Source organism: Stenotrophomonas sp. YJH_SMC_6 (assembly GCF_059371335.1).
Map to the genome: position 1 here is coordinate 64,668 of NZ_JCAFUM010000017.1, position 19,544 is coordinate 84,211.

Sequence of the window (19,544 nt, forward strand, 5' to 3'; positions counted from 1 at the left end):
GGATTCCCACCCGGATGAGCACCACGTCCCAATCCGCTGTCACCCGCACCGACGGCGCCGCGCTGCGCCGGTCGATCTCCAATACCCTCAAAGGCTCCGCCGGCAACCTGGTGGAGTGGTATGACGTCTACGTGTACTCGGTGTTCGCCGTGTACTTCGAATCGCAGTTCTTCTCGCCGGACGACAAGAACTCCACGATGTACGTGTGGGCGATCTTCGCCGCCACGTTCCTGATGCGCCCGATCGGTGCCTGGTTCTTCGGCCGCTTCGCCGACCGCCACGGCCGTCGGTTGGCGCTGACTGTCTCGGTCACGCTGATGGCGCTGTGCTCGTTCCTGATCGCCATCACCCCCACCGCCGCCAGCATCGGCATCTGGGCCGCAGTCATCCTGCTGTTCGCGCGCCTGCTGCAGGGCTTCGCCACCGGCGGCGAGTACGGCGCCAGCGCCACCTACATGTCCGAGGCCGCCATTCCCGGCCGTCGCGGCTTCCTGTCCTCCTTCCACTACGTCACCCTGGTCGGCGGCCATGTGCTGGCCCAGCTGACCCTGCTGCTGATGCTGACCTTCTGGGGCAAGCCGGAGATCTCCGAGTGGGGCTGGCGCATCGCCTTCGGCATCGGTGGCATCGCCGCGGTGGTGGTGTTCTGGCTGCGCCGCGGCATGGACGAATCGCTGTCGGAGTCGTCGATCGAAGCTGCGCGCGAGGGCAAGGCGCAGAAGTCCGGCTCCATGTACGAGCTGTTCGTGCACCAGTGGCGGCCGCTGCTGCTGTGCTTCCTGATCACCGCCGGTGGCACCGTGGCCTTCTACACCTACTCGGTGAACGGCCCGAAAATGATCCAGAGCGCATTCGCGGGCAACGACCCGATGACCGGCACCCTGATCAACCTGGGCGTGCTGGCGTTCCTGATGGTGCTGCAGCCGGTCGGCGGCTGGCTGTCGGACATCATCGGCCGCAAGACCCTGCTGGTGTTCTTCGGTGTCGGCGGCGTGCTGTACAGCTGGTACCTGATCACCCAGCTGCCGCACCAGCACGACGCCACGCTGGCGTTCCTGACCCTGGCACTGGCCTTCGTCATCCTCACCGGCTACACCTCGATCAATGCCGTGGTAAAGGCCGAGCTGTTCCCCACCCACGTGCGTGCGCTGGGCGTAGGCCTGGGTTACGCGCTGGCCAACTCGCTGTTCGGCGGCACCGCCCCGCTGCTGTACCAGGGCGCGCTGAAGACCGGCCACGTCGACTGGTTCGCCATCTACGTGACCGCAACGATCGCGGTATCGTTGGTGGTCTATGTGTTCTTCCTCACCAACAAGGGCCCGAACTGGCTCGACGGCACCCGCAAGTAAGCGCGTTGCCGTGATCGCGGCCACCGGTGCACTGCCGGTGGCCGCTGCATCTCCCGCCACGCCACTGATGTGGATCGCGGCGGCGCTGGCCGCAGCCACGGCACTGGCCTGGCTGCTGCGCCGCCCCAACGCACAGGCCGCGTGGCCACGCACCGGGTTCGGGGTCGCCCTGCTGGTGTTCTGCTCCGCGCTGGCGCTGCAGCTGGCGGTGGACCTGGGCAGCGGCCACAGCTCGCTGCAACTGCGCCTGCATCGCGGCATCAATGCAGGGTCGCCGGTTGGCCTGCGCACGATGGTGGCGTGCTATCTGGCAGCGCTCGCTGCCGCCGGCTGGGGCGCATGGACGCTGCTGCGCCGGCGCAGGTAGTGCCGGCCGCTGGCCGGCAATCCGCAATCGGCAATCGGCAATCGGCAATCGGCAATCGGTAGAGTCGACTGTTGGTCGACTGCTCTCTCTGTCGGCACCGGAAAACCCGCGCTGCGCGCGATAGTCGACTGGCAGTCGACTCTACCCCCGGCGAAATGACATGACACCCCGCCGGTCCCGAGCCTCAGCGGCGGGCCGCTTCGCTCTTGTCGCGCGCGCCGCGGAACTCCGATTCCTTCTCCCACGTCGGCCAGCGGCGGCTGTTGGCCAGCTCGGCACCCAGGTCGTAGACCAGCAGAGTGTCAGCCGCGTGGCCGCTCGGATCCCAGCTCGGGGTCCAGGCATCGCAGGCCTGGTGGTAACAGTCGGCGAAATACTTCTCGCGCAGCGCGCGGCCGGCTTCAACACCGCCGTCCAGCTTGTCCAGGCCCGGGCCGATGGTGATCGCCGGCACGCCCAGGCGGGCAAAGGCGAAGTGGTCGGCGCGGTAGAAGAAGCCGGCCTCCAAGTTCGGGTCCGGGCTGTAGCTGCGACCGCGGGCCTTGGCCACGCGTTCCAGATCGCCTTCCAGCGACACCCGGCCCTTGCCCCACGAAGCGATGTCGCGGGTCGGGCCATCCGGGCTGAACATCTCGATGTTCAGCACTGCAGCGGTCTTGTCCAGCGGCGCCAGCGGATGCGCGGCGTAGTAGCTGGCGCCCAGCAGGCCCTTCTCTTCGGCGGTCAGTGCCACGAAGTACAGCGTGCGCTGCGGCTGCGGGCCGGCGGCGAACACGCGGCCCAGCTCCAGCACCGTGGCCACGCCGGTGGCGTTGTCGATCGCACCACGGCGGATGCGGTCGCCCTTGGCGTCGGCTTGGCCGATACCGAACGCATCCCAGTGCGCGGAGAAGATCACGGCCTCGTCGGCGTGTTCACCACCGGGCAGCTTGGCCACCACGTTGCGGGTGACCACCTGCTCGCGCTTGAGTGCGAAATCCACGCTCAGCTTCGCGTTGTCCAGTGCCACCGGGCGGAAGTCGGCACGCATCGCCTTGCGCTTCTCGGCATCGAAGTCGAGGCCGGCGTCGGCGAAGATCGCCTCGGCAAGTTCGCGCTGCATCCAGCCACGCAGCGGCGTGTGCTGCGCCATCGCCTCGGCCTGGCCGCGTTCGATGTCGAACAGCGGCGAGGTGCCCGAGCTCTTCACAGTGGCCCAGCCATAGGCGGCCGGCGCGGTCTCGTGCACGATCAGCACACCCTCGGCACCACGGCGCGCGGCTTCCTCGAACTTGTAGGTCCAGCGGCCGTAGTAGGTCACCGCCTTGCCATCGAACGCGCCCGGCGCATCGGCTTCGAAATCGGCGTCGTTGATCAGCACCACGGCGATCTTGCCGTGCAGGTCCACGTCCTTGTAGTCGTTCCAGTGGCGTTCCGGTGCGTCGATGCCATAGCCGACGAACACCAGTGGCGCGTCTTTGATCTGCACGCGCTTGCGCGGCTGCAGGCTCTGCAGGGTCACGTCCACGCCGTTGGCCAGCGCGCGCTTGCCCTGCTTCAGCGACAGGCTGGCCTTGGCCGGGCCGTCCAGCTGCGCGCGCACCAGCGGCACCGGCTGCACCCAGCTGCCATCCACGCCACCCGGCTGCAGGCCGTAGCTGCGGAACTGCTCGATCAGGTACTGCACCGTGCGCTCTTCGCCCTCGGTGGCCGGCGCGCGGCCCTCGAATTCATCCGATGCCAGCACACGCACGTGCCGCGACAGTGCCTGCGGATCGATGCCGCCACCCGGCAGGTCGTTGGCCGCATGGGCCAGCCCGCCGACGAACAGGCAGGACGACAGCAGCAACACGCGCATCGGATTCACGGCAGTACCACGGCTAGCTTGGAAGTCACCAGAGTGTAACGTGGTCGTGACACCACGGCGCAACCTGGGCCCACGTCATCCACGCATGGCGTGGATCTACCTGCTGATGCGGTCCAGCCAGCAGGCCAGGCCCTGCGCGTTGAGTTCGATGTCCATCGCCAGAACAGCGATCACCGCCGCATCGTCCAGCGCACAGCCATGCAGCTGTGCACGTTCCAGGTACAGCGCCTGCAGCGCGGCCAGCAGGCAGCGGTGGCGGTCGGGGCGGCCATCGCACTGGCGGCCGATGGTGGCCATCGCATCGATCTGTTCGAACAGGTCGTTGGCCAGTTTCTGCACCTGCTCCACGCGGCCGTAGTGGGTCAGGTACATCGCCTGCGGGCCATAGCCCAGCATGCGCTGGATCGAGGCCTTCATCGCTTCCGGGTCGAACTGCACCGGCGACGAGGTCGGGAAGATGAAGGCCCCCTGCGCGCTGTCCAGCTCGCGGTAGGAAATGCCGAAGGTATCGCCGGTGAACCAGCTGCGGCTGCGCGCATCCCACACGCAGTAATGGTGCAGTGCGTGGCCCGGGGTGTGCAGCAGCACCAGCTCGCGGCCGGCCAGGTCGATACGGTGGCCGTCCTCGGCCACCACCACACGATGTTCGGGAATGGCCTCGATACGACCATAGCTGCGCGCGATTTCCTCGGCACCGTACACCGCCGTGGCACCGGCAATCAGCCGGGTCGGGTCGATCATGTGCGGCGCACCGCGCGGGTGCAGCACTGCCTTTGCGTTGGGCAGCTGCTGCATCAGCAGGCCGGCGCCGCCGGCGTGGTCCAGGTGCACGTGCGTGAGCAGCAGCCAGTCCACCGCGTCAACGGCCAGACCCGCGGTGGCCAGCGCCTGCAGCATCGCCGGCACCGACAGGCCGGTGCCACAGTCGACGAACGCGGCGCGGTCGTTTTCAACGATCAGATAGGCCGCGTCGAAGTCGGGACGCTGGAAGCCGGTATCGATGGTGTGGATGCTGGGGTCGGCGATCATCGGCACGCACCTGGCAGGATCGGGAACAGACGCCCATGGTAGGCGCGCGGGCGGTCCGGGTTCGATGCGGCTTTGGTCGGGTAGTGCCGGGTTGTGGCCGGGTAGAGTCGACTGTCAGTCGACTGTCGCGCGCAGCGCGGGCTTCCAGAAGAGCAGTCGACTCACAGTCGACTCTACCAAGGGCAAGCGCAGGCAAGGGCAAGCGCAGGCCAACCAACCGCAGGTCCATCGGGTGCGCAAGGGCCAGGTTCAGCGCAATGCGAACCGCGGCCGCAGCAGCAGGGCCAGCACCAGCACCGCCAGGAATGCGCCGTAGGCGTACAGCACCGCCAGTACCTGCGGCCAGATCGGGCCGGCGCCGGGCTGTGCCAGTCCAAGTCGATACCCCCACAGCATCGAGACGATGCTCAGGGCGAAGGCCAGCAGCAGGGTGGAGCCATCGAACAGGCGCCGCCGCGGGGTGCGCGGCTGGCGCGGGAACAGCCAGTACAGGCTGCCCAGCAGCAGGAACCAGGGCAGGAACAGCAGCAGCGACAACCAGGCCATCGCAGACTCCATGTCATCGCGCCTGAGGCGCGCGGACATCATGCCATGACCTTCGTTCGCGGGTAGGGCCGGCCGCTGGCTGGCGTTTTCCTATGCAGTGCCGTGGTAGTGCCGGTCGCTGGCCGGCGTTTTCCTATGCAGTTGCCGTGGTAGTGCCGGCCGCTGGCCGGCATTTCCTATGCAGTTGCCGGCCAGCGGCCGGCCCTACCCTTACGCTTCGCGCAGCATGGCCAGGGCCGCCAGCACGGCGTCCACTTCGGCTTCCAGCTTGAACAGTTCGCTCTGCAGCTGGTCACCCTGCTCCGCCTGCTTGATCACGGCAATCAACTGCCCCGCGTCGCGCGGCGAATCGAAGCCTTCGCTCTGGATCAGCAGCGTGCCGTCACCGGCGGTCAGCTTGAAGTAGAAGCGGCCGTCCTTCTCGCGGTACTGCTTGAACAGTGGCGGTGCCACGCGGGCCACGCCGGCGTCCTCGCTGGCGATATCGCCTGCGCTGGACAGGTCACGCAGGCCCACCGCATGGCGCAGCTCGTCCAGCAGCGGTGCCGCCAGCTGCTCGCGCAGCTGCTGGCCACGGCGCTTGAGCAGCGCCTCGATCTTCTCCGGCTCGGCCATCAGCGCGTTGTAGCGCTCGCGCAGCGGCGACAGCTCGCTGTCGATGCGCTCGAACAGCTGCTGCTTGGCGTCACCCCAGCTGATGCCGGCGGCGAACGCCTTGGCGAATTCGGCGGTCTGTTCCGGGGTTGCGAAGGCCTGGTACATCTGGAACAGCGCCGAGCCCTCGGTGTCCTTCGGCTCGCCAGGTGCGCGCGAGTCGGTCAGGATCGAGAACACCAGCTTCTTCAGCTCCTCGCGCGGCACGAACAGCGGAATGGTGTTGTGGTAGCTCTTGCTCATCTTGCGGCCATCCAGGCCCGCCAGCGTCGCCACCTGCTCGTCGATCACCACGTCCGGCAGCGGGAAGTACTCCTTGCCATACACGTGGTTGAAGCGCTGGGCGAAGTCGCGCGCCATCTCGATGTGCTGGATCTGGTCACGGCCCACCGGTACCTGGTTGGCCTTGAAGATCAGGATGTCGGCGGCCATCAGCACCGGGTACATGAACAGGCCGGCGCTGACGCCTGCGTCCTCGTCCACGCCTTCCTCGCGGTTCTTGTCCACCGCCGCCTTGTAGGCGTGCGCGCGGTTGAGGATGCCCTTGCTGGCGATCGCGGTCAGGAACCACATCAGCTCGGTGGTCTCGCGGATGTCGCTCTGGCGGTAGAACCACACGTGTTCCGGGTCCAGGCCACAGGCCAGCCAGCTGGCCGCGATCTCCAGGGTCGCGCGCTGGGTGCGCTGCGGGTCCTGCGACTTGATCAGGCTGTGCAGGTCGGCCAGGAAGAAGAAGCTCTCGATCCCCGGGGCGCGGCTGGCCGCGATGGCCGGACGGATGGCGCCAACGTAGTTGCCCAGGTGGGGCGTGCCGGAGGGGGTGATGCCGGTAAGGACTCGGGTGGTCATGACTGCGTGGGGTAACCTTCGATGAACGGGGCCAGTTTACCTTGCACGCCACCAACCCCGTCAGGGCCTGCGGCGCGTTCATTCACGCAACCCCGCTGGAGACGCCCGATGAAACGCCTGCTGCCCCTGCTGTTGATCCTGCCCCTGGCCGGCTTCCGCCCCGCCCCGGTGCCGCCGCCGGCCTACGAGGGCGGCCCCGTGCGCATGTCTCTGGTCGACCGCGACCGCGGCACCGAATTGCGCAGCTACCCTGCCGAGGGCCAGCGCTGGGTGGCCGGCGAGCGCGGCCACCGCTACGCCGTGCGCCTGTACAACGACAGCCCGCGCCGGGTGCTGGTGGTGCTGTCGGTGGACGGCGTCAACGCCATCTCCGGCGAGGATGCCGATCCGTCGCAGACCGGCTACGTGCTCAACCCCGGCCAGCGCGCCGACATCACCGGCTGGCGCAAGAGCCAGGATGAAGTGGCGCAGTTCGTGTTCAGCAGCCCCAGCGGCAGCTATGCCAGCCGCACCGGTCGCCCGGACAACATCGGCGTGGTCGGCGTGGCGGTGTTCGAGGAAGCGCGCCGCTGGCGTCCGGATCCGATCCTGCGCCGCAGCCTGCCGCTGCCGGCACCGGCCCCGACGGCCGAAGCGGCGGCCGATGCCAGCGCCAGCAACAGCCGCATCGAGGGCTATGCCAGCAAGTCACAGGCCCCTGCGCTGGGCACCGGCCACGGCGCACGCGAGCAGTCGTCGGTACGCGATACCGACTTCGAACGCGCCAGCCGCAGCCCGGCGCAGGTTCTGCAGCTGCGCTATGACAGCGCCCGCAATCTGCGCGCGCGCGGCATCCTGGTCGATACACCGCCGTCGCGCCTGCCGCGCGAACCGCAGGCGTTCCCCAACCGCTATGTGCCGGACCCGCCGGCGCGTTGATCGGCCGCCCAGACAGCACAACGCCCGCAACCTCTCGGTGCGGGCGTTGTGCCGTGGGGGAAAACCGTAGCGCTTACTTGTAGTCCGGGTAGTCCTTGCTCACGGCATCCTGGAACTCACGGACTTCCTTCTCAGCGCGATCCTTGGCCCAGCCATAACGTTCCTGCAGGCGGCCGGCCAGATACTCGGCATTGCCTTCAGCCACATCGAAGTCGTCGTTGGTCAGATCGCCCCACTTGGCCTGGGCCTTGCCCTTCAGCTGCGACCACTTGCCGGAAATGATGTCTTTGTTCATTGCTGGGAGTCCTTGGTTGCAACGGCGTTCTTACCGTGGCTACAGCTTCGCGCAGCGGCTGTTGAGTGCCGGTCAACCGACCATGAAAGCACTGCTCACCTGCTTGAATGGTTCACTACGCTTCGACACGTACGCTGCAGAGAAACGCGCAAGAGAAAAGGCCGGGGAGGTCCCCCCGGCCTTTTTGCCTTCCTTCCACTTCAGGCTCAACGGCCCTTGGCGGCATCCTCAACCTTTTCGCCAGCCTTCTGCACGTCCTTGCCGGCACCGGCAACGGTGTTGCAACCGGCCAGCAGGGCCACCGAGAACATCGACAACAGCATCAGGGCAACTACGCGCTTCATGGGCTTCTCCTTGGGTTCGCCGCTATACCGCTTCATTCGCGGATGGGGTTCGGTCGCTCGGCGGAAGGAGCCAATGCCACTGCCGCCGCGTGATGTGCAATCTGGCGGCAGGGGCGTGGAGCGCGTGTGAACGGATCATCGATCCGTTCAGGCGGAGAGCTCAGTCGCGCATCAGGGTGGACTTGCCGAACAGGCTTTCGACCAGGTCCACGGCCAGTTCGGCGGTGGCATTCTGCTTGTCCAGCAAGGGGTTGAGCTCGACGATGTCCAGCGAACCCATGCGCCCGGTGTCGGCAATCATCTCCATCACCAGCTGCGCCTCGCGGTAGTTCACCCCGCCCGGCACGGTGGTGCCGACGCCCGGTGCGATGCTCGGGTCGAGGAAATCCACATCGAAGCTGACATGCAGGTGGGTGTTCTCGTCGATGCCCGCCAGTGCTGCTTCGACCGCGCGCTTCATGCCGTTCTCGTCGATGTAGCGCATGTCATAGACATCCACCTTGTGGGTCTTGATCAGGCGCTTCTCTTCCGGGTCCACCGAACGGATGCCGATCTGGTGCATCTGCGCCGGGGTGATCGCCGGTGCGCTGCCGCCGAGCTGAGTCAGTGCATCCGGGCCCAGGCCGCACAGGCAGGCCACCGGCATGCCGTGGATGTTGCCCGACGGAGTGACATCGCTGGTGTTGAAGTCCGAATGCGCATCCAGCCACAGCACGCGCAGGGTCTTGCCCTGCTCGCGGCACCAGCGCGCCACGGCGGTGATCGAACCGATGCCCAGGCAGTGGTCGCCGCCGAGCATGATCGGCATGCGCCCGGCCTGAAGCTCGGCATAGCTGGCTTCCATCAGTGCGTGGTTCCACGCCACCACTTCGTCCAGATGGCGGTAGCCTTCCACCGGCGCGGTCCACGGGTTGCGCGGGCCATCCAGGTTGCCCACGTCGCGCACGTCCACGCCGCGCGCTTCCAGCGCCTCCGGCAGGCCCGCCACGCGCAGCGCTTCCGGGCCAAGCCGTGCACCGCGATGGCCGGCACCCACGTCGGTGGGAACGCCAATCAACGATACGGAAATGGGATGGGCCATGGGTGCCTCCTGCGGGGGAAAAAGAAGCACAGTCTAGCCAGAGCTGTGTGACACCACTCGCGGCGGTGCAGCAGTGACTTTGCATGGCATGATGCCGCGCGGACCCGACCACCTTTCATGGAAGATTGCGACGTCGCCCTTCATCAATACCGCCTGGCCACGCTTTTTCACCGTGGCGTTGCCGATCGTCGTTTTTGCGGTTTTTTTGAACAACTCGATCGATGCGTCGCCGAACGGCTGGCTGATGCAGGCGATGCTGCTGCTGACGCCATTCTCGTCTCTGGTGTTCCTCGGGTTGGGTTGGCAGCGTCTGCGCAACGCACACGCTGGATATCCGATCCTGAAGAGCGAGCCGCAGCGGATGCTGACGGCGTTGATCGGCAACGTGAAGGTGGCCGCGCTGTGGTTCGGCCTGACCATCGTCGGCATGTTCGCCCTGATCCTGGCGTGGGTGCTGCTGTACAGGTCCGGCGGCTGACGCCGGATCTGCCCCTCGCGCTCAGCGTCCGCGGCGGCGCACCGGGGTGACGCTCTGCACCTGGCCGTTGTTGCGCATCATGCACAGGAAGCGGCCATCGGGGTAGTCGATGATCAGTTCCTGGTAATCGCTGCCCACCGGCATCTGGGTGAACAGGGCGCCCTGCGCGCCCTTGCGCATGTTGCAGGCGCCCAACGCGGTATCGCCTGACGGCGCGGGGGTGGTCACCGAAGACACATTGCGGAACACCGCGCGGCAGCCGCCATTGACCCACACCGAGTGCCGCGACAGGCCCCAGTTCTTGCCTTCCTCGCAGCGGGTGCGGCTGAGCTGGCGCACGATCTCCACATTGCCACGGGTATTCAGATCGCACGACACCTGCTGCTGGCCGGTAGATTCACAAGTCACTTCGCGCGGTAGCGCGGCATCCCCGGTGGCAGCGTCGCCAGGGCGGGCGCTGTTTGTGGCGGGCGCGGGCGCACCCCTGCTACTGACCTGGCAGATGCCATTGGCGCCGCCTCGGCCGGTGTAGCTGACCTGAGGCGCGCCGTCATCGTTGCGGCTGATCGACAGGGTGATGCCGCTGCTGGCATCGCGTGCTTCGAAATAGCGGTCGTTGAAACGTTTCAGCGTGGTCTCGCGGCCCTGCACGTAGACGGGTCCGCCATCGTCGGCGTGAACATCGATGCCGCCCGGGCAGCTGGCGTTGAAGAACGGCACAGCAGCCTTGGCCGGGGCCACGAAGGCGGTGGACAACAGTGCGACGGTGAGCGGCAGGGCGTGGCGACGCATGGGCGAGTCCTGACGGATGTGTACTCCCAGTATGCGGTTAGGGTCGGAAGCGGTCTGTGAGGAGAATCAAAATGCGGGTGGCGCATTTTGGCGCTTGTGTTTGCTATGTTGGCCATGGCGCCTTGTCGGCGCTGTTAAGCCAGCTTTACTTCGTGGGCCAGCGCAGGCCATGCGTCAGCGACGGCGCGGGCATATTTCTCGCTGATAGCACCGCTGCGCGATATGTCGCTTCTGGCGCTGCCGCGTTCAAAACAGGCCAAACGCGATAATTCATTTTTCCTTTCGGATCACCCGATGCCATCGGAATAAACGACTGGCAGACGGGGATTTCGCGTGCGCATGATGACTCGCCACCTGCAAAGGTGGTCGGGACTTCCAAGCCCGTGTAGTCAACGATGTATACGCTTGCCAGCCGGCGTCGTCCTCCCAAGAGCGGCGCCGGCTGGCAATCCGTTCGCCGATCGACGGCGGGCGGTGCGTGGGGGCCTCGTGCCCGCCGTTTCGTTGATTCCGGTCTTGGAAGCCACGCGTCGCCCGCCACCCTTTTCGGGTGGCACCTCTGTTCCTGCCGAGGATGCCCGCATGCCCAAGACCCATCACCCGTACCTGACGGCCACGCTGGGCGAGGCCGCCCTGCGCCTGCCGCCCGAACTGGCGCAGCCACTGGAAGCAGCCTTCGCCGCCGCGAACGAGGCCCCCGCGCCCATCAATCTGCCCAACTGCCTGCAGCGTATCCGCGCCGGCGATGCCGCCGATGGACAGCCGTGGCAGGGGCCGGCAAGCACACCCGGCGACGCCGTGGCCGCCGCACGCAGGGATCGCGCCGCCGTGGGCCTGGTGTCGCTGCTGGAGCTGTACCACGCCGCAGAGCGCGTGCGCGTGGATGGGGAAGAGAAAGACGATATCGGCGATGGCACGCGCGAAGGGCTGATGCTGGCCTGCCGGGGGCTGGCCGAGTATGTGGCGTTGCAGGTGCATGGGTAAGACTGCTTAGCTCGCAATTCCAGCAGCAGACATCGAACGACCTGTCGCACTTCATGTTTCCGGCGCCTGGTGAGCTGGCCACAAGGAAGCGCAACTTTCCTCATTGAATCCGACTGCCGAGGTCGGCTCCAATCATTCGAAGCCCTTCGCCCGCTGATCGAATCGATGCAAAAACTGCAGGCATCAATGGCGATGAAGGGCCAGTTGCCGGGATGCTCCTTTCGCCATATGATGGCCCCACTACTCCTCCCTTGCTGCGTCATTAGGTTGACTCAACGGCTTGGGACGAAAAAACCGCCGAAAGGCGGTTTTTTCACATTTGCAGGAAGCAAATGATGTCTATTGCGACTGCTGTTTACGTCGATGGCTACAACCTCTACTACGGTCGCATCCGAAACACCTCATTCAAGTGGATCGATCTCCTGCGACTCTTCGAAATTGTCCTCAGGGATCAGGATCCTGCCAGCGATCTTGAGCACCTGCACTACTTCACAGCCATGGCACTTGGGCGATTTTCTACCCACGGCGGTGCATCGGTAGTCGCTCAGGAAAGCTACCTGCGCGCGCACGAGCACCTCCATCCACGTCGATTTCTGAAGACACTCGGCAAGCACAGCATGGACAGAAAGGGAGTGCTCCTCCCTGTCTTCGATCCAGGCACGGCCTACGACCGAAGCAAACGTACCCGTGTGTGGAGAATCGAAGAGAAGCAGACCGACGTGAACATCGCACTGGCAATGTACAGAGATGCAGCGTCGGGACGCTATGCACAGCTGGTCATCTGCTCGAATGACAGTGATGTAGAACCTGTGCTTAGAGCCATCAGGGAAGACTTTCCCCACGTTCGATTGGGTGTGGTGACGCCTCGGCACCCGCCGGCCAGCGGCGGCCCTACAGGGCGAGCAGTGAGTAGCTCACTCGACAATCAAGCGGACTGGACCCGTGCGCATCTTCTGGATGATGAGTTGCGGCGTGCTCTGCTGCCTCCACGAGTTCAAACGGGAAGGAAGCCCATCACCAAGCCAGCTCACTGGTAACACTTTCGAAGTTCTGGCAAACATTTTCAGCCAGCACCGTAAGCCCGGATCGACGCTGGCCCAGTAGCGCCCGTATCCATGATCACGCTGTATTGGCGTGGAGGCGCATTCCAAGAGGGCGGATCACCTTGAGAATGGTGGCGAAATCAGGTCTCCTCCCGCCCGACAGTGCACGATACAAGCTCTCCCGGGACAGACCCGCTGCTCGTGCAACCTTGCTCATCCCTTGAACGCGAGCGATGTCACCCAACGCCTTGGCGATGAATGCAGAGTCGCCTCCACTCTCGGCAATGGACGTATCGAGATAGGCGGCCATTTCCTTCGGTGTACGAAGGTGCTCCGCCACATCAAATGCTTCGAACTCGATCACCTTCCTGATCGCTATGACCGCGCAACTCCACCACTTCGGGATTGAGGCGTTTGCTCACAGCCAGTTCGATGCTCAGAGGGCACGCGCGATCGCCTTGGCCATCCCGATATCGCGTTGCTGTGAACTCTTGTCGTATCCAGCCGGCGACATTGCCCTCAGCTCTCTCACTCAATGTAGCCCAAATGCAACCCCTCCAGCGTCGCGCAGGGGAGGATCCCATCGCCAGAAAGGGCACAGGGAACTCGCGGCTGGCCGACCGCGGGCCGGATTGTAGAATTCAACAGGGAAGAAAGAGAGAACACGTGGTCAGGAGCGACGCTCGACAGACCCAGGCGCCTCCTCTTCGGAGATGCGCCCGCAGCTTTTCGGTGGTGCCGCTTATCCGAATCGAACGGATGACCTACTGTTTACAAGACAGTTGCTCTACCAACTGAGCTAAAGCGGCATGGGTGGATCACCGGCGGCAGCGCCGCGGTCAGGGGATTCTAGCGCAACCGCGTGCATTCCAGCGACCGGCTCTGTGCCGCCCCGCTGCGCTGTTGGGCCTGGGCCGGCGACGTGCCCGCCGCCAGCTGCCCTTCCAGCCACCACTGGCCGGCGTCGCCGCTGGCGACCAGGCGCGGCTGGAAGCCGGCGGCCTGCACCGCCGCCATGCGCCGTTCGGCGCCTTCGCGGTTGCGGTACTGGCCCAGCGCCACGGCGTTGGCCTCCTCGCCTTGGCTGATGATGTAGTAGTCGCTCAGGCCAGCGGCGACGATGCGTTTCACGGTGGCCTGGGCTTCTTCGCGGTTGGCGGCGGCCGGCAGCATCACCCGGTAGCGGGCGCTGCCGCTGGCAGCGGGCTGTTCGCGCAGGCGCACCTGGCTGAGCAGCGTGCCGGCCTTGCCTTGCGCATTGGTCGCGGCGGCGCGGTCGGCGAACGGGCCCAGCGCGACGCAGCGCGGCGGCTCGGCGGCCGCGGGCGGGGTTACGGGCTTTTCCGGCGCCGGGGTCGGTGCAGGCGATGTCACCGGCTTGGCAGCGGCAGCAACCGGCGTAGCCTCAGCCGCCTGCGGCTTGGCAATCTCCGGCTTGGCCGGCGCGGCGGGCGCCGACGTTACAGCCACGGCCGTCTTCTCCGCCGGTTCGCGCTCCATCAACGGCGCGGTCGGCGCGGCGGCCGTGGCTTCGGCGGCCGCAGCGGCATCCACGCCACCGGGCACCCAGCGCAGCTCGGCCACGCCGGCCGGTTGCGGCGGCGGCGCAGGCTTCTGCGGCGCATCGCGCAGCAGCCACCAGCAGGCGACGCCAAGATTGAGGATGGCCAGTACGACGATCAGGGCACGGGTCAGCATGCGCGGATACTAGCCTGCGGGCTGGTGCACCGCCCAGCGGGCGAGGCCATCCAGCACCAGCGAGGGGTGGTAGTCGGCGCCGGGCAGCAACGGCATCAGCGCCGGTGCGCCGCCACCATGCACCAGCAGCGACGGTGCCACGCCCAGCAGCGTGTGCGCCTGCTGTGCGCTGCGTTCGATCAGCGCCACCGCCGCGCCGTCGCAGCCGGAGGCGAGCGCGTCGGCGGTGTCGTTGGCGAATTCGCTGTAGTCACCGCCGGTAGCCGGCAGCTGCACCGCGCGGGCATGCAGTGCTTCGCGCATGGTGGTGGGCGATGCGGAAATGCGGCCACCGTGGTGCTGGCCGTCGGCGTCGAGCAGATCGATCGTCAGTGCGGTGCCCACCCCGACCACCAGCACCGGGCGCTGCGCCTTGGCCGCGGCCAGCAGGGCCAGGAAGCGGTCCACACCGAATTTTTCGGGCTTGGCATAGGCAATGCGCACACCGGCGCATTCGGCGCTGGTACGCACCACGTGCACGTGCTCGAAGCGACGCTGCAGCTGGTCCAGCATGGCGCTGGTCAGCGACGGTGCGGCCACGCTGGCCACGAACGCGGTGGTGCCGCTGGGCAGGCTGTGCGGCGGCTGTCCGGCCATGCCTTCGGCGCCATGCGCCCAGGCCTGCACGTCACCGGCACGGTCACCCTGCAACGGCGCGAACTTGAAGCGCGAGTTGCCGAGGTCGAACAACCAATCGCTCATGCCGCCCTCACGCTGACTTCGCCGGCGTGCAGCAGGCGCTCGCGGCCATCGATGCGCACGCGCAAGGCGCCGTCATCAGCCAGGCCGAGTGCGGTGCCATGCTGCCACTGTCCTTCCAGTTCCACCCGTACTTCGCGACCGGCCAGCATGTCGAACGCGGCGTAGCGCGGCAGGAAGGGAGCGAGGCCTTCGCGATCGAATTCTTCCAGTGCCGGCAGCAGACGCGCCAGCACGGCAGCAACCACCACATTGCGGTCCACCGGCTTGCCGGCCAGCGTGTCCAGGTCCACCCATGGCTGGGTGATCTGCTCGGCGAAGGACGGCGGCATGTGCGTGTTGATGCCGATGCCGATCACCGCGCGCGCCGGGCCGGCGTATTCGCCACCGCCTTCTGCGAGCAGGCCGACCAGCTTGCGCTTGCCATCGACAATCAGGTCGTTCGGCCACTTCAGCTGCGCCTGGGTGTAGCCCAGGTCGTGCAGCGCTTCGGCGACGGCGATGCCGGCCACCAGGCTCAGCCCGGCCAGGCGGCCGAGGCCACCGGAGAACAGCCGCAGCACCGACAGGTAGATATGTGCGGCCAGCGGCGACGCCCACGTACGGCCGCGACGGCCGCGGCCGCCGGTCTGGCGCTCGGCCAGCAGGACGCTCACCCCGCGCTGGGGCGCGCTGCAACGCAGCAATTCAGCGTTGGTCGAGTCCACTGTCCAAGCGACCTGCAGGTCGTGCAGCAGGGCCTGGACGTCGGCGGGCAGGCAGGCGCGGATCGCGTCCGGGTCCAGCAGATCGACCGGGCGGGTCAGGCCATAGCCCTCGCCAGCGCGGCCCTCGATGTCCACACCGGCGGCTCTAAGTCCTTGAATACGCTTCCAAATGGCCGCCCGGGTCTGGCCCAGCTCACGGGCCAGGGCGTCGCCGGAGAGGCGACCGGCAGCGAGTTTGGCCAGCAATTGGCGGTCGTCCACGGCAGCTTCCACGAAGTCAGGAAGGAATTATGCGGGAAAGCCGCCAGCGGCGCCCGCCACGCTGGGTTCCGCGGGGGCTTCCAACGGGGCGCCGGGTTCGGGCTAGAATCGGGAACTCACCTTCCCTTAACGTGGATGTCGTCAATGCGCCGTTATGCCCATTGCCTGATCCTGCTGACGATGCCCTTCGCGGCGTCTGCGACGGCAGCGCTGGACGACAGCCGCGGCGCCTGCGTGTCCTCCAACGGCGATGCCGCTTCGCAGCGTGCACCGACCGCGACCGCTTCGGCCGCCACCACCAAGCCGGCACCGGTCCGCCCGGCAGCCAGCACCAGCACGGGCGGCGGTGGCAGCGATGACGACGTGCTGCAGCGCATCCGCGCACCGAAGTGGCACAGCTACCTGCCGGGAATGTTCCGCTGATCAAGTCGTTGCTGCAGTGGCTGCGGCCTGCACCGCGGCCGATCGACGATGCACTTTGGGATGAGGCCTGCCGCCGTGCGGCCTGGCTGCGCGGTCTGGACGACGAACGCCGCGCGCGATTGCGCGTACTGGCCACGCGCTTCCTGCACGAGAAGACCATCACCCCGATCGGCGAGCTGCAGCTGGAGGCCGGCGATGGCGTGCTGCTGGCGGCACTGTGCTGCCTGCCGCTGCTGGAGTTCGGCGAGGTGGGTCTGGAAGGCTGGTCGCAGCTGATCGTCTACCCCGATGCATTCCGCGTACATCGCAGCCACATGGATGCGGCCGGCGTACTGCATGAGTGGGATGACGAACTGATTGGCGAGTCGTGGGACAGCGGTCCGTTGATCCTGTCGTGGGCCGATGTGCAGGCCGACCTGGCGACGCCGCACGAGGGCTACTGCGTGGCGGTGCACGAGATGGTGCACAAGCTGGATGCGCTGGATGGCGCGATGGACGGCACGCCGCCACTGCCGCGCGAGTGGCAGCGCGAGTGGGCAGCCACCTTCCAGCGTTCCTACGACGCCTTCTGCGCGCAGGTGGATGCCGGCGAGGAGACGTTGATCGACCCGTACGCGGCCGAGGCGCCGGAAGAGTTCTTCGCGGTGGCCAGCGAGTATCACTTCTCGGCACCGGATCTGCTGCAGCAGGCGTTGCCGGAGGTCGCCGCGCAGCTGCGGCGGTTCTACGGCGAGCCGCCAAAGATCCAAACACGGTAGTGCCGGCCGCTCGCCGGCAACCTGGCAATGCCACCGAAGATCATGAGGTGCCGGCCAGCGGCCGGCACTACCGGAATACCACGCGCTGTTGCGTCAGGCGATGCCCGGCGGACGGGAACGCGTGGCTGCGGCGGTTCCATGGCGAGCCGCCAAAGATCCAAACACGGTAGTGCCGGCCGCTGGCCGGCAACCTGGCAATGCCACCGAAGATCATGAGGGTGCCGGCCAGCGGCCGGCACTACCGGAACACCACACGCTGTTGCGTCAGGCGATGCCCGGCGGACGGGAACGCGCAGCTGCAGCGGTTCTACGGCGAGCCGCCGAATATCGAAACACGGTAGTGCCGGCCGCTGGCCGGCAACCTGGCAATGCCACCGAAGATCATGAGGTTGCCGGCCAGCGGCCGGCACTACCGGATTGCGCACGCGCTGTTGCGTCAGGCGATGCCCGGCGGACGGGAACGCGTGGCTGCGGCGGTGCTACGGCGAGCCGCCAAAGGTCGAAACACGGTAGTGCCGGCCGCTGGCCGGCAACCTGGCAATGCCACCGAAGATCATGAGGGTGCCGGCCAGCGGCCGGCACTACCGGATTACGCACGCGTTATTGCGTCAGGCGACGCCCGGCGGACGGGAACGCGCAGCCGCGGCGGTTCCATGGCGAGCCGCTGACGATCGAAACACGGTAGTGCCGGCCGCTGGCCGGCGACCTGGCAATGCCACCGAAGATCATGAGGGTGCCGGCCAGCGGCCGGCACTACCGGATTACGCACGCGTTGTTGCGTCAGGCGACGCCCGACGGACGGGAACGCGCGGCTGCGGCGGTTTTATGGCGAGCCGCCAACGATCGAAACACGGTAGTGCCGGCCGCTGGCCGACAACCTGGCAATGCCACCGAAGATCATGAGGGTGCCGGCCAGCGGCCGGCACTACCGATCAACGAGGCTTACGGCCCCGGCGGCAAACGCACTTCGAAACGGGCGCCGCCCAGTTCGCTGGAACGGCCGACGGCCAGTTCGCCGCGGTAATCCTTGATCAGGTCCTGCACGATCGACAGGCCGATGCCGTGGCCCTGCACGCGCTCGTCGCCACGCACACCACGCTGCAGCACCTTGCCGATGTCGTCCGGGGCAATGCCCGGGCCATCGTCGTCCACCGCCAGCAGCAGGCCTGCGCGGCGCGCGTTCGGTGCCGGCAGCGGCTGCGCGGTCAGCAGCACGCGGCGGTTGGCCCACTTGAAGGCGTTTTCCAGCAGGTTGCCGAGCAGTTCCTGCAGGTCGCCCGGTTCGCCGTGGAAGCGCGCGGCCGGATCGATGTCGAACTCGCACAGCACGCCCTTGGAGGCGTAGACCTTCTCCAGGCCACGTACGATTTCCTCGGCGTTGGACTCGATCGGAAGCGGCGCGGAGAACAGCTTGTGGCCCGACGACGCAGCACGTGCCAGCTGGTACGAAACCAGGTTGTTCATGCGCTGCAGCTGCACGTCCAGCTCTTCGCGCAGCGCGCCATCGCCCGCGCCGCTGTCCATCTGCGTGCGCAGCACCGCAATGGGCGTCTTCAGGCTGTGTGCCAGGTCGGCCAGGGTGTTGCGCTGGCGCTCGAGGTTCTCGCGCTCGCTTTCAATGAAGGCGTTGATGCTGTCGGTCAGCGGTTCCAGCTCGCGCGGGTGGCGCTCGCTCATGCGCTCGGTCTCGCCGCGCTGCACCTTGGTCAGCTCGGTGATCACCCGACGCAGCGGACGCAGGCTCCACTGCAGGATGACGGTCTGCAGCAGCAGCAGGATCAGGCCGATGCCGCCCAGGTAGAACCAGACACGGCCGCGGAACACGCGCAGCTGCGCGCCCAGCGCGCGCGAGTCTTCCATCACATAGATGGTGTACGGGAATTCGGTGGCCGGGTCGGCGTCGGCGTCCCACACCAAGCCCAGGCCATAGCGGTACACCGAGCCCTGGCTGCCGTCGATCTGGATCATCGGCAGCGGGCCTTCGAACACTTCCTGGCGTGGCGCCAGCAGGCCGCCGCCGACGGTGGGCAGCATCGGGCCTTCGGCGGACATCGAATTGCCCTTGCCGTGCGGCATCACCACCTGCAGGTACAGGCCACTGCCCGGCACGTCGAAGCGCGAATCCGGCGGCTGCTCGCGGATGTACAACGAGCGGTCGCGGGTGAAGTCGATGCCGGCCGCGTACGCGGTGGCGTAGTTCTTCAGGCGCTCACGCAGGTTCGCCTTCGCCGTATCGGCGAAGGCGGCGTCGAGTGCGTAACCGGCCAGGGCCAGGAACGCGACCAGGCCCACGGACGCGGCAAGCATCTGGCGCGCCTGCAGGGAGCGCGGCCGCCAGCGTCGGAAGAACCACAGACGGCCGGACATCATGGTCTCGCCAGGCT

21 protein-coding genes and 1 tRNA gene are annotated in these 19,544 nt (G+C 66.9%); 8 read left to right on the top strand and 14 right to left on the bottom strand.

Annotated elements, in window-relative coordinates:
- The first annotated feature begins 14 nt into the window (after positions 1-14).
- Positions 15-1,349, top strand: a complete 1,335-nt coding sequence (locus AC5P9N_RS18925) for an MFS transporter (RefSeq protein WP_049395254.1) — start codon at positions 15-17, stop codon at positions 1,347-1,349.
- A gap of 67 nt (positions 1,350-1,416) precedes the next feature.
- The gene (locus AC5P9N_RS18930; protein WP_005407716.1) at positions 1,417-1,716 is read left to right on the top strand and encodes a hypothetical protein; all 300 of its coding nucleotides are present in this window, start codon (positions 1,417-1,419) and stop codon (positions 1,714-1,716) included.
- Positions 1,717-1,900: 184 nt separating this feature from the next.
- Here AC5P9N_RS18930 and AC5P9N_RS18935 read toward each other — a convergent pair whose 3' ends face one another.
- The 4 genes from AC5P9N_RS18935 to AC5P9N_RS18950 form a co-directional block, all read right to left on the bottom strand.
- Entirely contained in the window at positions 1,901-3,553 is a 1,653-nt protein-coding gene (locus tag AC5P9N_RS18935) for a M28 family metallopeptidase (protein WP_099484558.1), read from the bottom strand.
- Between the two features lie 105 nt (positions 3,554-3,658).
- On the bottom strand, positions 3,659-4,591 hold the full coding sequence (locus AC5P9N_RS18940; RefSeq protein WP_099484559.1) for an MBL fold metallo-hydrolase: 933 nt from the start codon (positions 4,589-4,591) through the stop codon (positions 3,659-3,661).
- Positions 4,592-4,840: 249 nt separating this feature from the next.
- A complete protein-coding gene (locus AC5P9N_RS18945; protein ID WP_099484560.1) occupies positions 4,841-5,137 on the bottom strand; it encodes a hypothetical protein in 297 nt (98 codons plus the stop codon).
- Between the two features lie 210 nt (positions 5,138-5,347).
- Positions 5,348-6,640 (bottom strand): tryptophan--tRNA ligase, encoded by a 1,293-nt coding sequence (locus AC5P9N_RS18950; protein ID WP_049395252.1) that lies wholly within the window; start codon positions 6,638-6,640, stop codon positions 5,348-5,350.
- A 108-nt stretch (positions 6,641-6,748) separates the two neighbouring features.
- On the opposite strand from AC5P9N_RS18950, the gene AC5P9N_RS18955 reads away from it, so the two are divergent.
- Positions 6,749-7,558: a hypothetical protein gene (locus AC5P9N_RS18955; RefSeq protein WP_049449498.1), complete on the top strand. Its 810-nt coding sequence runs from the start codon at positions 6,749-6,751 to the stop codon at positions 7,556-7,558.
- Positions 7,559-7,631: 73 nt separating this feature from the next.
- On the opposite strand, the gene AC5P9N_RS18960 is transcribed toward AC5P9N_RS18955, so the two are convergent.
- The 3 genes from AC5P9N_RS18960 to rocF all read right to left on the bottom strand — a co-directional run bounded on the left by AC5P9N_RS18960 (position 7,632) and on the right by rocF (position 9,278).
- Complete coding sequence (locus tag AC5P9N_RS18960) at positions 7,632-7,853, bottom strand: CsbD family protein (RefSeq protein ID WP_004153772.1); 222 nt, start codon at positions 7,851-7,853, stop codon at positions 7,632-7,634.
- A gap of 206 nt (positions 7,854-8,059) precedes the next feature.
- Entirely contained in the window at positions 8,060-8,197 is a 138-nt protein-coding gene (locus AC5P9N_RS18965) for an entericidin A/B family lipoprotein (protein ID WP_005407710.1), read from the bottom strand.
- 160 nt (positions 8,198-8,357) lie between these two features.
- A complete protein-coding gene (rocF, locus tag AC5P9N_RS18970) occupies positions 8,358-9,278 on the bottom strand; it encodes an arginase (protein ID WP_099484561.1) in 921 nt (306 codons plus the stop codon).
- A gap of 73 nt (positions 9,279-9,351) precedes the next feature.
- Between rocF and AC5P9N_RS18975 the strand changes: the two genes are divergently transcribed.
- Positions 9,352-9,756, top strand: coding sequence for a hypothetical protein (locus tag AC5P9N_RS18975; RefSeq protein ID WP_229298707.1), 405 nt, complete (start codon positions 9,352-9,354; stop codon positions 9,754-9,756).
- A 21-nt stretch (positions 9,757-9,777) separates the two neighbouring features.
- On the opposite strand, the gene AC5P9N_RS18980 is transcribed toward AC5P9N_RS18975, so the two are convergent.
- The gene (locus tag AC5P9N_RS18980; protein ID WP_099484562.1) at positions 9,778-10,548 is read right to left on the bottom strand and encodes a DUF3011 domain-containing protein; all 771 of its coding nucleotides are present in this window, start codon (positions 10,546-10,548) and stop codon (positions 9,778-9,780) included.
- A 582-nt stretch (positions 10,549-11,130) separates the two neighbouring features.
- Between AC5P9N_RS18980 and AC5P9N_RS18985 the strand changes: the two genes are divergently transcribed.
- Both AC5P9N_RS18985 and AC5P9N_RS18990 read left to right on the top strand, forming a co-directional pair.
- Positions 11,131-11,532 carry a hypothetical protein gene (locus tag AC5P9N_RS18985; RefSeq protein WP_099484563.1) on the top strand — a complete coding sequence of 134 codons (402 nt, stop codon included), beginning with the start codon at positions 11,131-11,133 and terminating at the stop codon, positions 11,530-11,532.
- Between the two features lie 335 nt (positions 11,533-11,867).
- Entirely contained in the window at positions 11,868-12,569 is a 702-nt protein-coding gene (locus AC5P9N_RS18990; protein ID WP_099484589.1) for an NYN domain-containing protein, read from the top strand.
- Between the two features lie 82 nt (positions 12,570-12,651).
- Here the strand turns inward: AC5P9N_RS18990 and AC5P9N_RS18995 are convergent, their stop codons facing one another.
- From AC5P9N_RS18995 to birA, 5 genes are all read right to left on the bottom strand, one after another.
- Positions 12,652-12,954: an addiction module antidote protein gene (locus AC5P9N_RS18995; protein ID WP_099484564.1), complete on the bottom strand. Its 303-nt coding sequence runs from the start codon at positions 12,952-12,954 to the stop codon at positions 12,652-12,654.
- Positions 12,955-13,308: 354 nt separating this feature from the next.
- A tRNA-Thr gene (locus tag AC5P9N_RS19000) sits at positions 13,309-13,384 on the bottom strand.
- A 40-nt stretch (positions 13,385-13,424) separates the two neighbouring features.
- Positions 13,425-14,273, bottom strand: a complete 849-nt coding sequence (locus tag AC5P9N_RS19005) for an SPOR domain-containing protein (RefSeq protein ID WP_099484565.1) — start codon at positions 14,271-14,273, stop codon at positions 13,425-13,427.
- Positions 14,274-14,282: 9 nt separating this feature from the next.
- Positions 14,283-15,014 (bottom strand): type III pantothenate kinase, encoded by a 732-nt coding sequence (locus AC5P9N_RS19010; RefSeq protein ID WP_005407698.1) that lies wholly within the window; start codon positions 15,012-15,014, stop codon positions 14,283-14,285.
- On the bottom strand, positions 15,011-15,979 hold the full coding sequence (birA, locus tag AC5P9N_RS19015) for a bifunctional biotin--[acetyl-CoA-carboxylase] ligase/biotin operon repressor BirA (protein ID WP_099480825.1): 969 nt from the start codon (positions 15,977-15,979) through the stop codon (positions 15,011-15,013). Before birA ends, AC5P9N_RS19010 begins: the two co-directional genes overlap by 4 nt.
- Before the next feature lie 144 nt (positions 15,980-16,123).
- Here birA and AC5P9N_RS19020 point away from each other — a divergent pair, with 144 nt between their 5' ends.
- Positions 16,124-16,402 (top strand): hypothetical protein, encoded by a 279-nt coding sequence (locus AC5P9N_RS19020; protein WP_005407696.1) that lies wholly within the window; start codon positions 16,124-16,126, stop codon positions 16,400-16,402.
- Entirely contained in the window at positions 16,369-17,160 is a 792-nt protein-coding gene (locus tag AC5P9N_RS19025) for a M90 family metallopeptidase (protein WP_165711184.1), read from the top strand. The genes AC5P9N_RS19020 and AC5P9N_RS19025 overlap by 34 nt, the downstream gene beginning before the upstream one ends.
- Before the next feature lie 942 nt (positions 17,161-18,102).
- Here AC5P9N_RS19025 and AC5P9N_RS19030 read toward each other — a convergent pair.
- On the bottom strand, positions 18,103-19,527 hold the full coding sequence (locus AC5P9N_RS19030) for an ATP-binding protein (RefSeq protein ID WP_032953760.1): 1,425 nt from the start codon (positions 19,525-19,527) through the stop codon (positions 18,103-18,105).
- Positions 19,528-19,544: the final 17 nt, after the last annotated feature.

Excerpts from the sequence above, each read along its gene's own strand:
- AC5P9N_RS18925 (WP_049395254.1), top strand. The coding sequence starts at position 15 with ATGAGCACCACGTCCCAATCCGCTGTCACCCGCACCGACGGCGCCGCG.
- AC5P9N_RS18930 (WP_005407716.1), top strand. The coding sequence starts at position 1,417 with ATGTGGATCGCGGCGGCGCTGGCCGCAGCCACGGCACTGGCCTGGCTG.
- AC5P9N_RS18935 (WP_099484558.1), bottom strand. The coding sequence starts at position 3,553 with ATGCGCGTGTTGCTGCTGTCGTCCTGCCTGTTCGTCGGCGGGCTGGCC.
- AC5P9N_RS18940 (WP_099484559.1), bottom strand. The coding sequence starts at position 4,591 with ATGATCGCCGACCCCAGCATCCACACCATCGATACCGGCTTCCAGCGT.
- AC5P9N_RS18945 (WP_099484560.1), bottom strand. The coding sequence starts at position 5,137 with ATGGCCTGGTTGTCGCTGCTGCTGTTCCTGCCCTGGTTCCTGCTGCTG.
- AC5P9N_RS18950 (WP_049395252.1), bottom strand. The coding sequence starts at position 6,640 with ATGACCACCCGAGTCCTTACCGGCATCACCCCCTCCGGCACGCCCCAC.
- AC5P9N_RS18955 (WP_049449498.1), top strand. The coding sequence starts at position 6,749 with ATGAAACGCCTGCTGCCCCTGCTGTTGATCCTGCCCCTGGCCGGCTTC.
- AC5P9N_RS18960 (WP_004153772.1), bottom strand. The coding sequence starts at position 7,853 with ATGAACAAAGACATCATTTCCGGCAAGTGGTCGCAGCTGAAGGGCAAG.
- AC5P9N_RS18965 (WP_005407710.1), bottom strand. The coding sequence starts at position 8,197 with ATGAAGCGCGTAGTTGCCCTGATGCTGTTGTCGATGTTCTCGGTGGCC.
- rocF (WP_099484561.1), bottom strand. The coding sequence starts at position 9,278 with ATGGCCCATCCCATTTCCGTATCGTTGATTGGCGTTCCCACCGACGTG.
- AC5P9N_RS18980 (WP_099484562.1), bottom strand. The coding sequence starts at position 10,548 with ATGCGTCGCCACGCCCTGCCGCTCACCGTCGCACTGTTGTCCACCGCC.
- AC5P9N_RS18985 (WP_099484563.1), top strand. The coding sequence starts at position 11,131 with ATGCCCAAGACCCATCACCCGTACCTGACGGCCACGCTGGGCGAGGCC.
- AC5P9N_RS18990 (WP_099484589.1), top strand. The coding sequence starts at position 11,868 with ATGTCTATTGCGACTGCTGTTTACGTCGATGGCTACAACCTCTACTAC.
- AC5P9N_RS19005 (WP_099484565.1), bottom strand. The coding sequence starts at position 14,273 with ATGCTGACCCGTGCCCTGATCGTCGTACTGGCCATCCTCAATCTTGGC.
- AC5P9N_RS19010 (WP_005407698.1), bottom strand. The coding sequence starts at position 15,014 with ATGAGCGATTGGTTGTTCGACCTCGGCAACTCGCGCTTCAAGTTCGCG.
- AC5P9N_RS19020 (WP_005407696.1), top strand. The coding sequence starts at position 16,124 with ATGCGCCGTTATGCCCATTGCCTGATCCTGCTGACGATGCCCTTCGCG.
- AC5P9N_RS19030 (WP_032953760.1), bottom strand. The coding sequence starts at position 19,527 with ATGTCCGGCCGTCTGTGGTTCTTCCGACGCTGGCGGCCGCGCTCCCTG.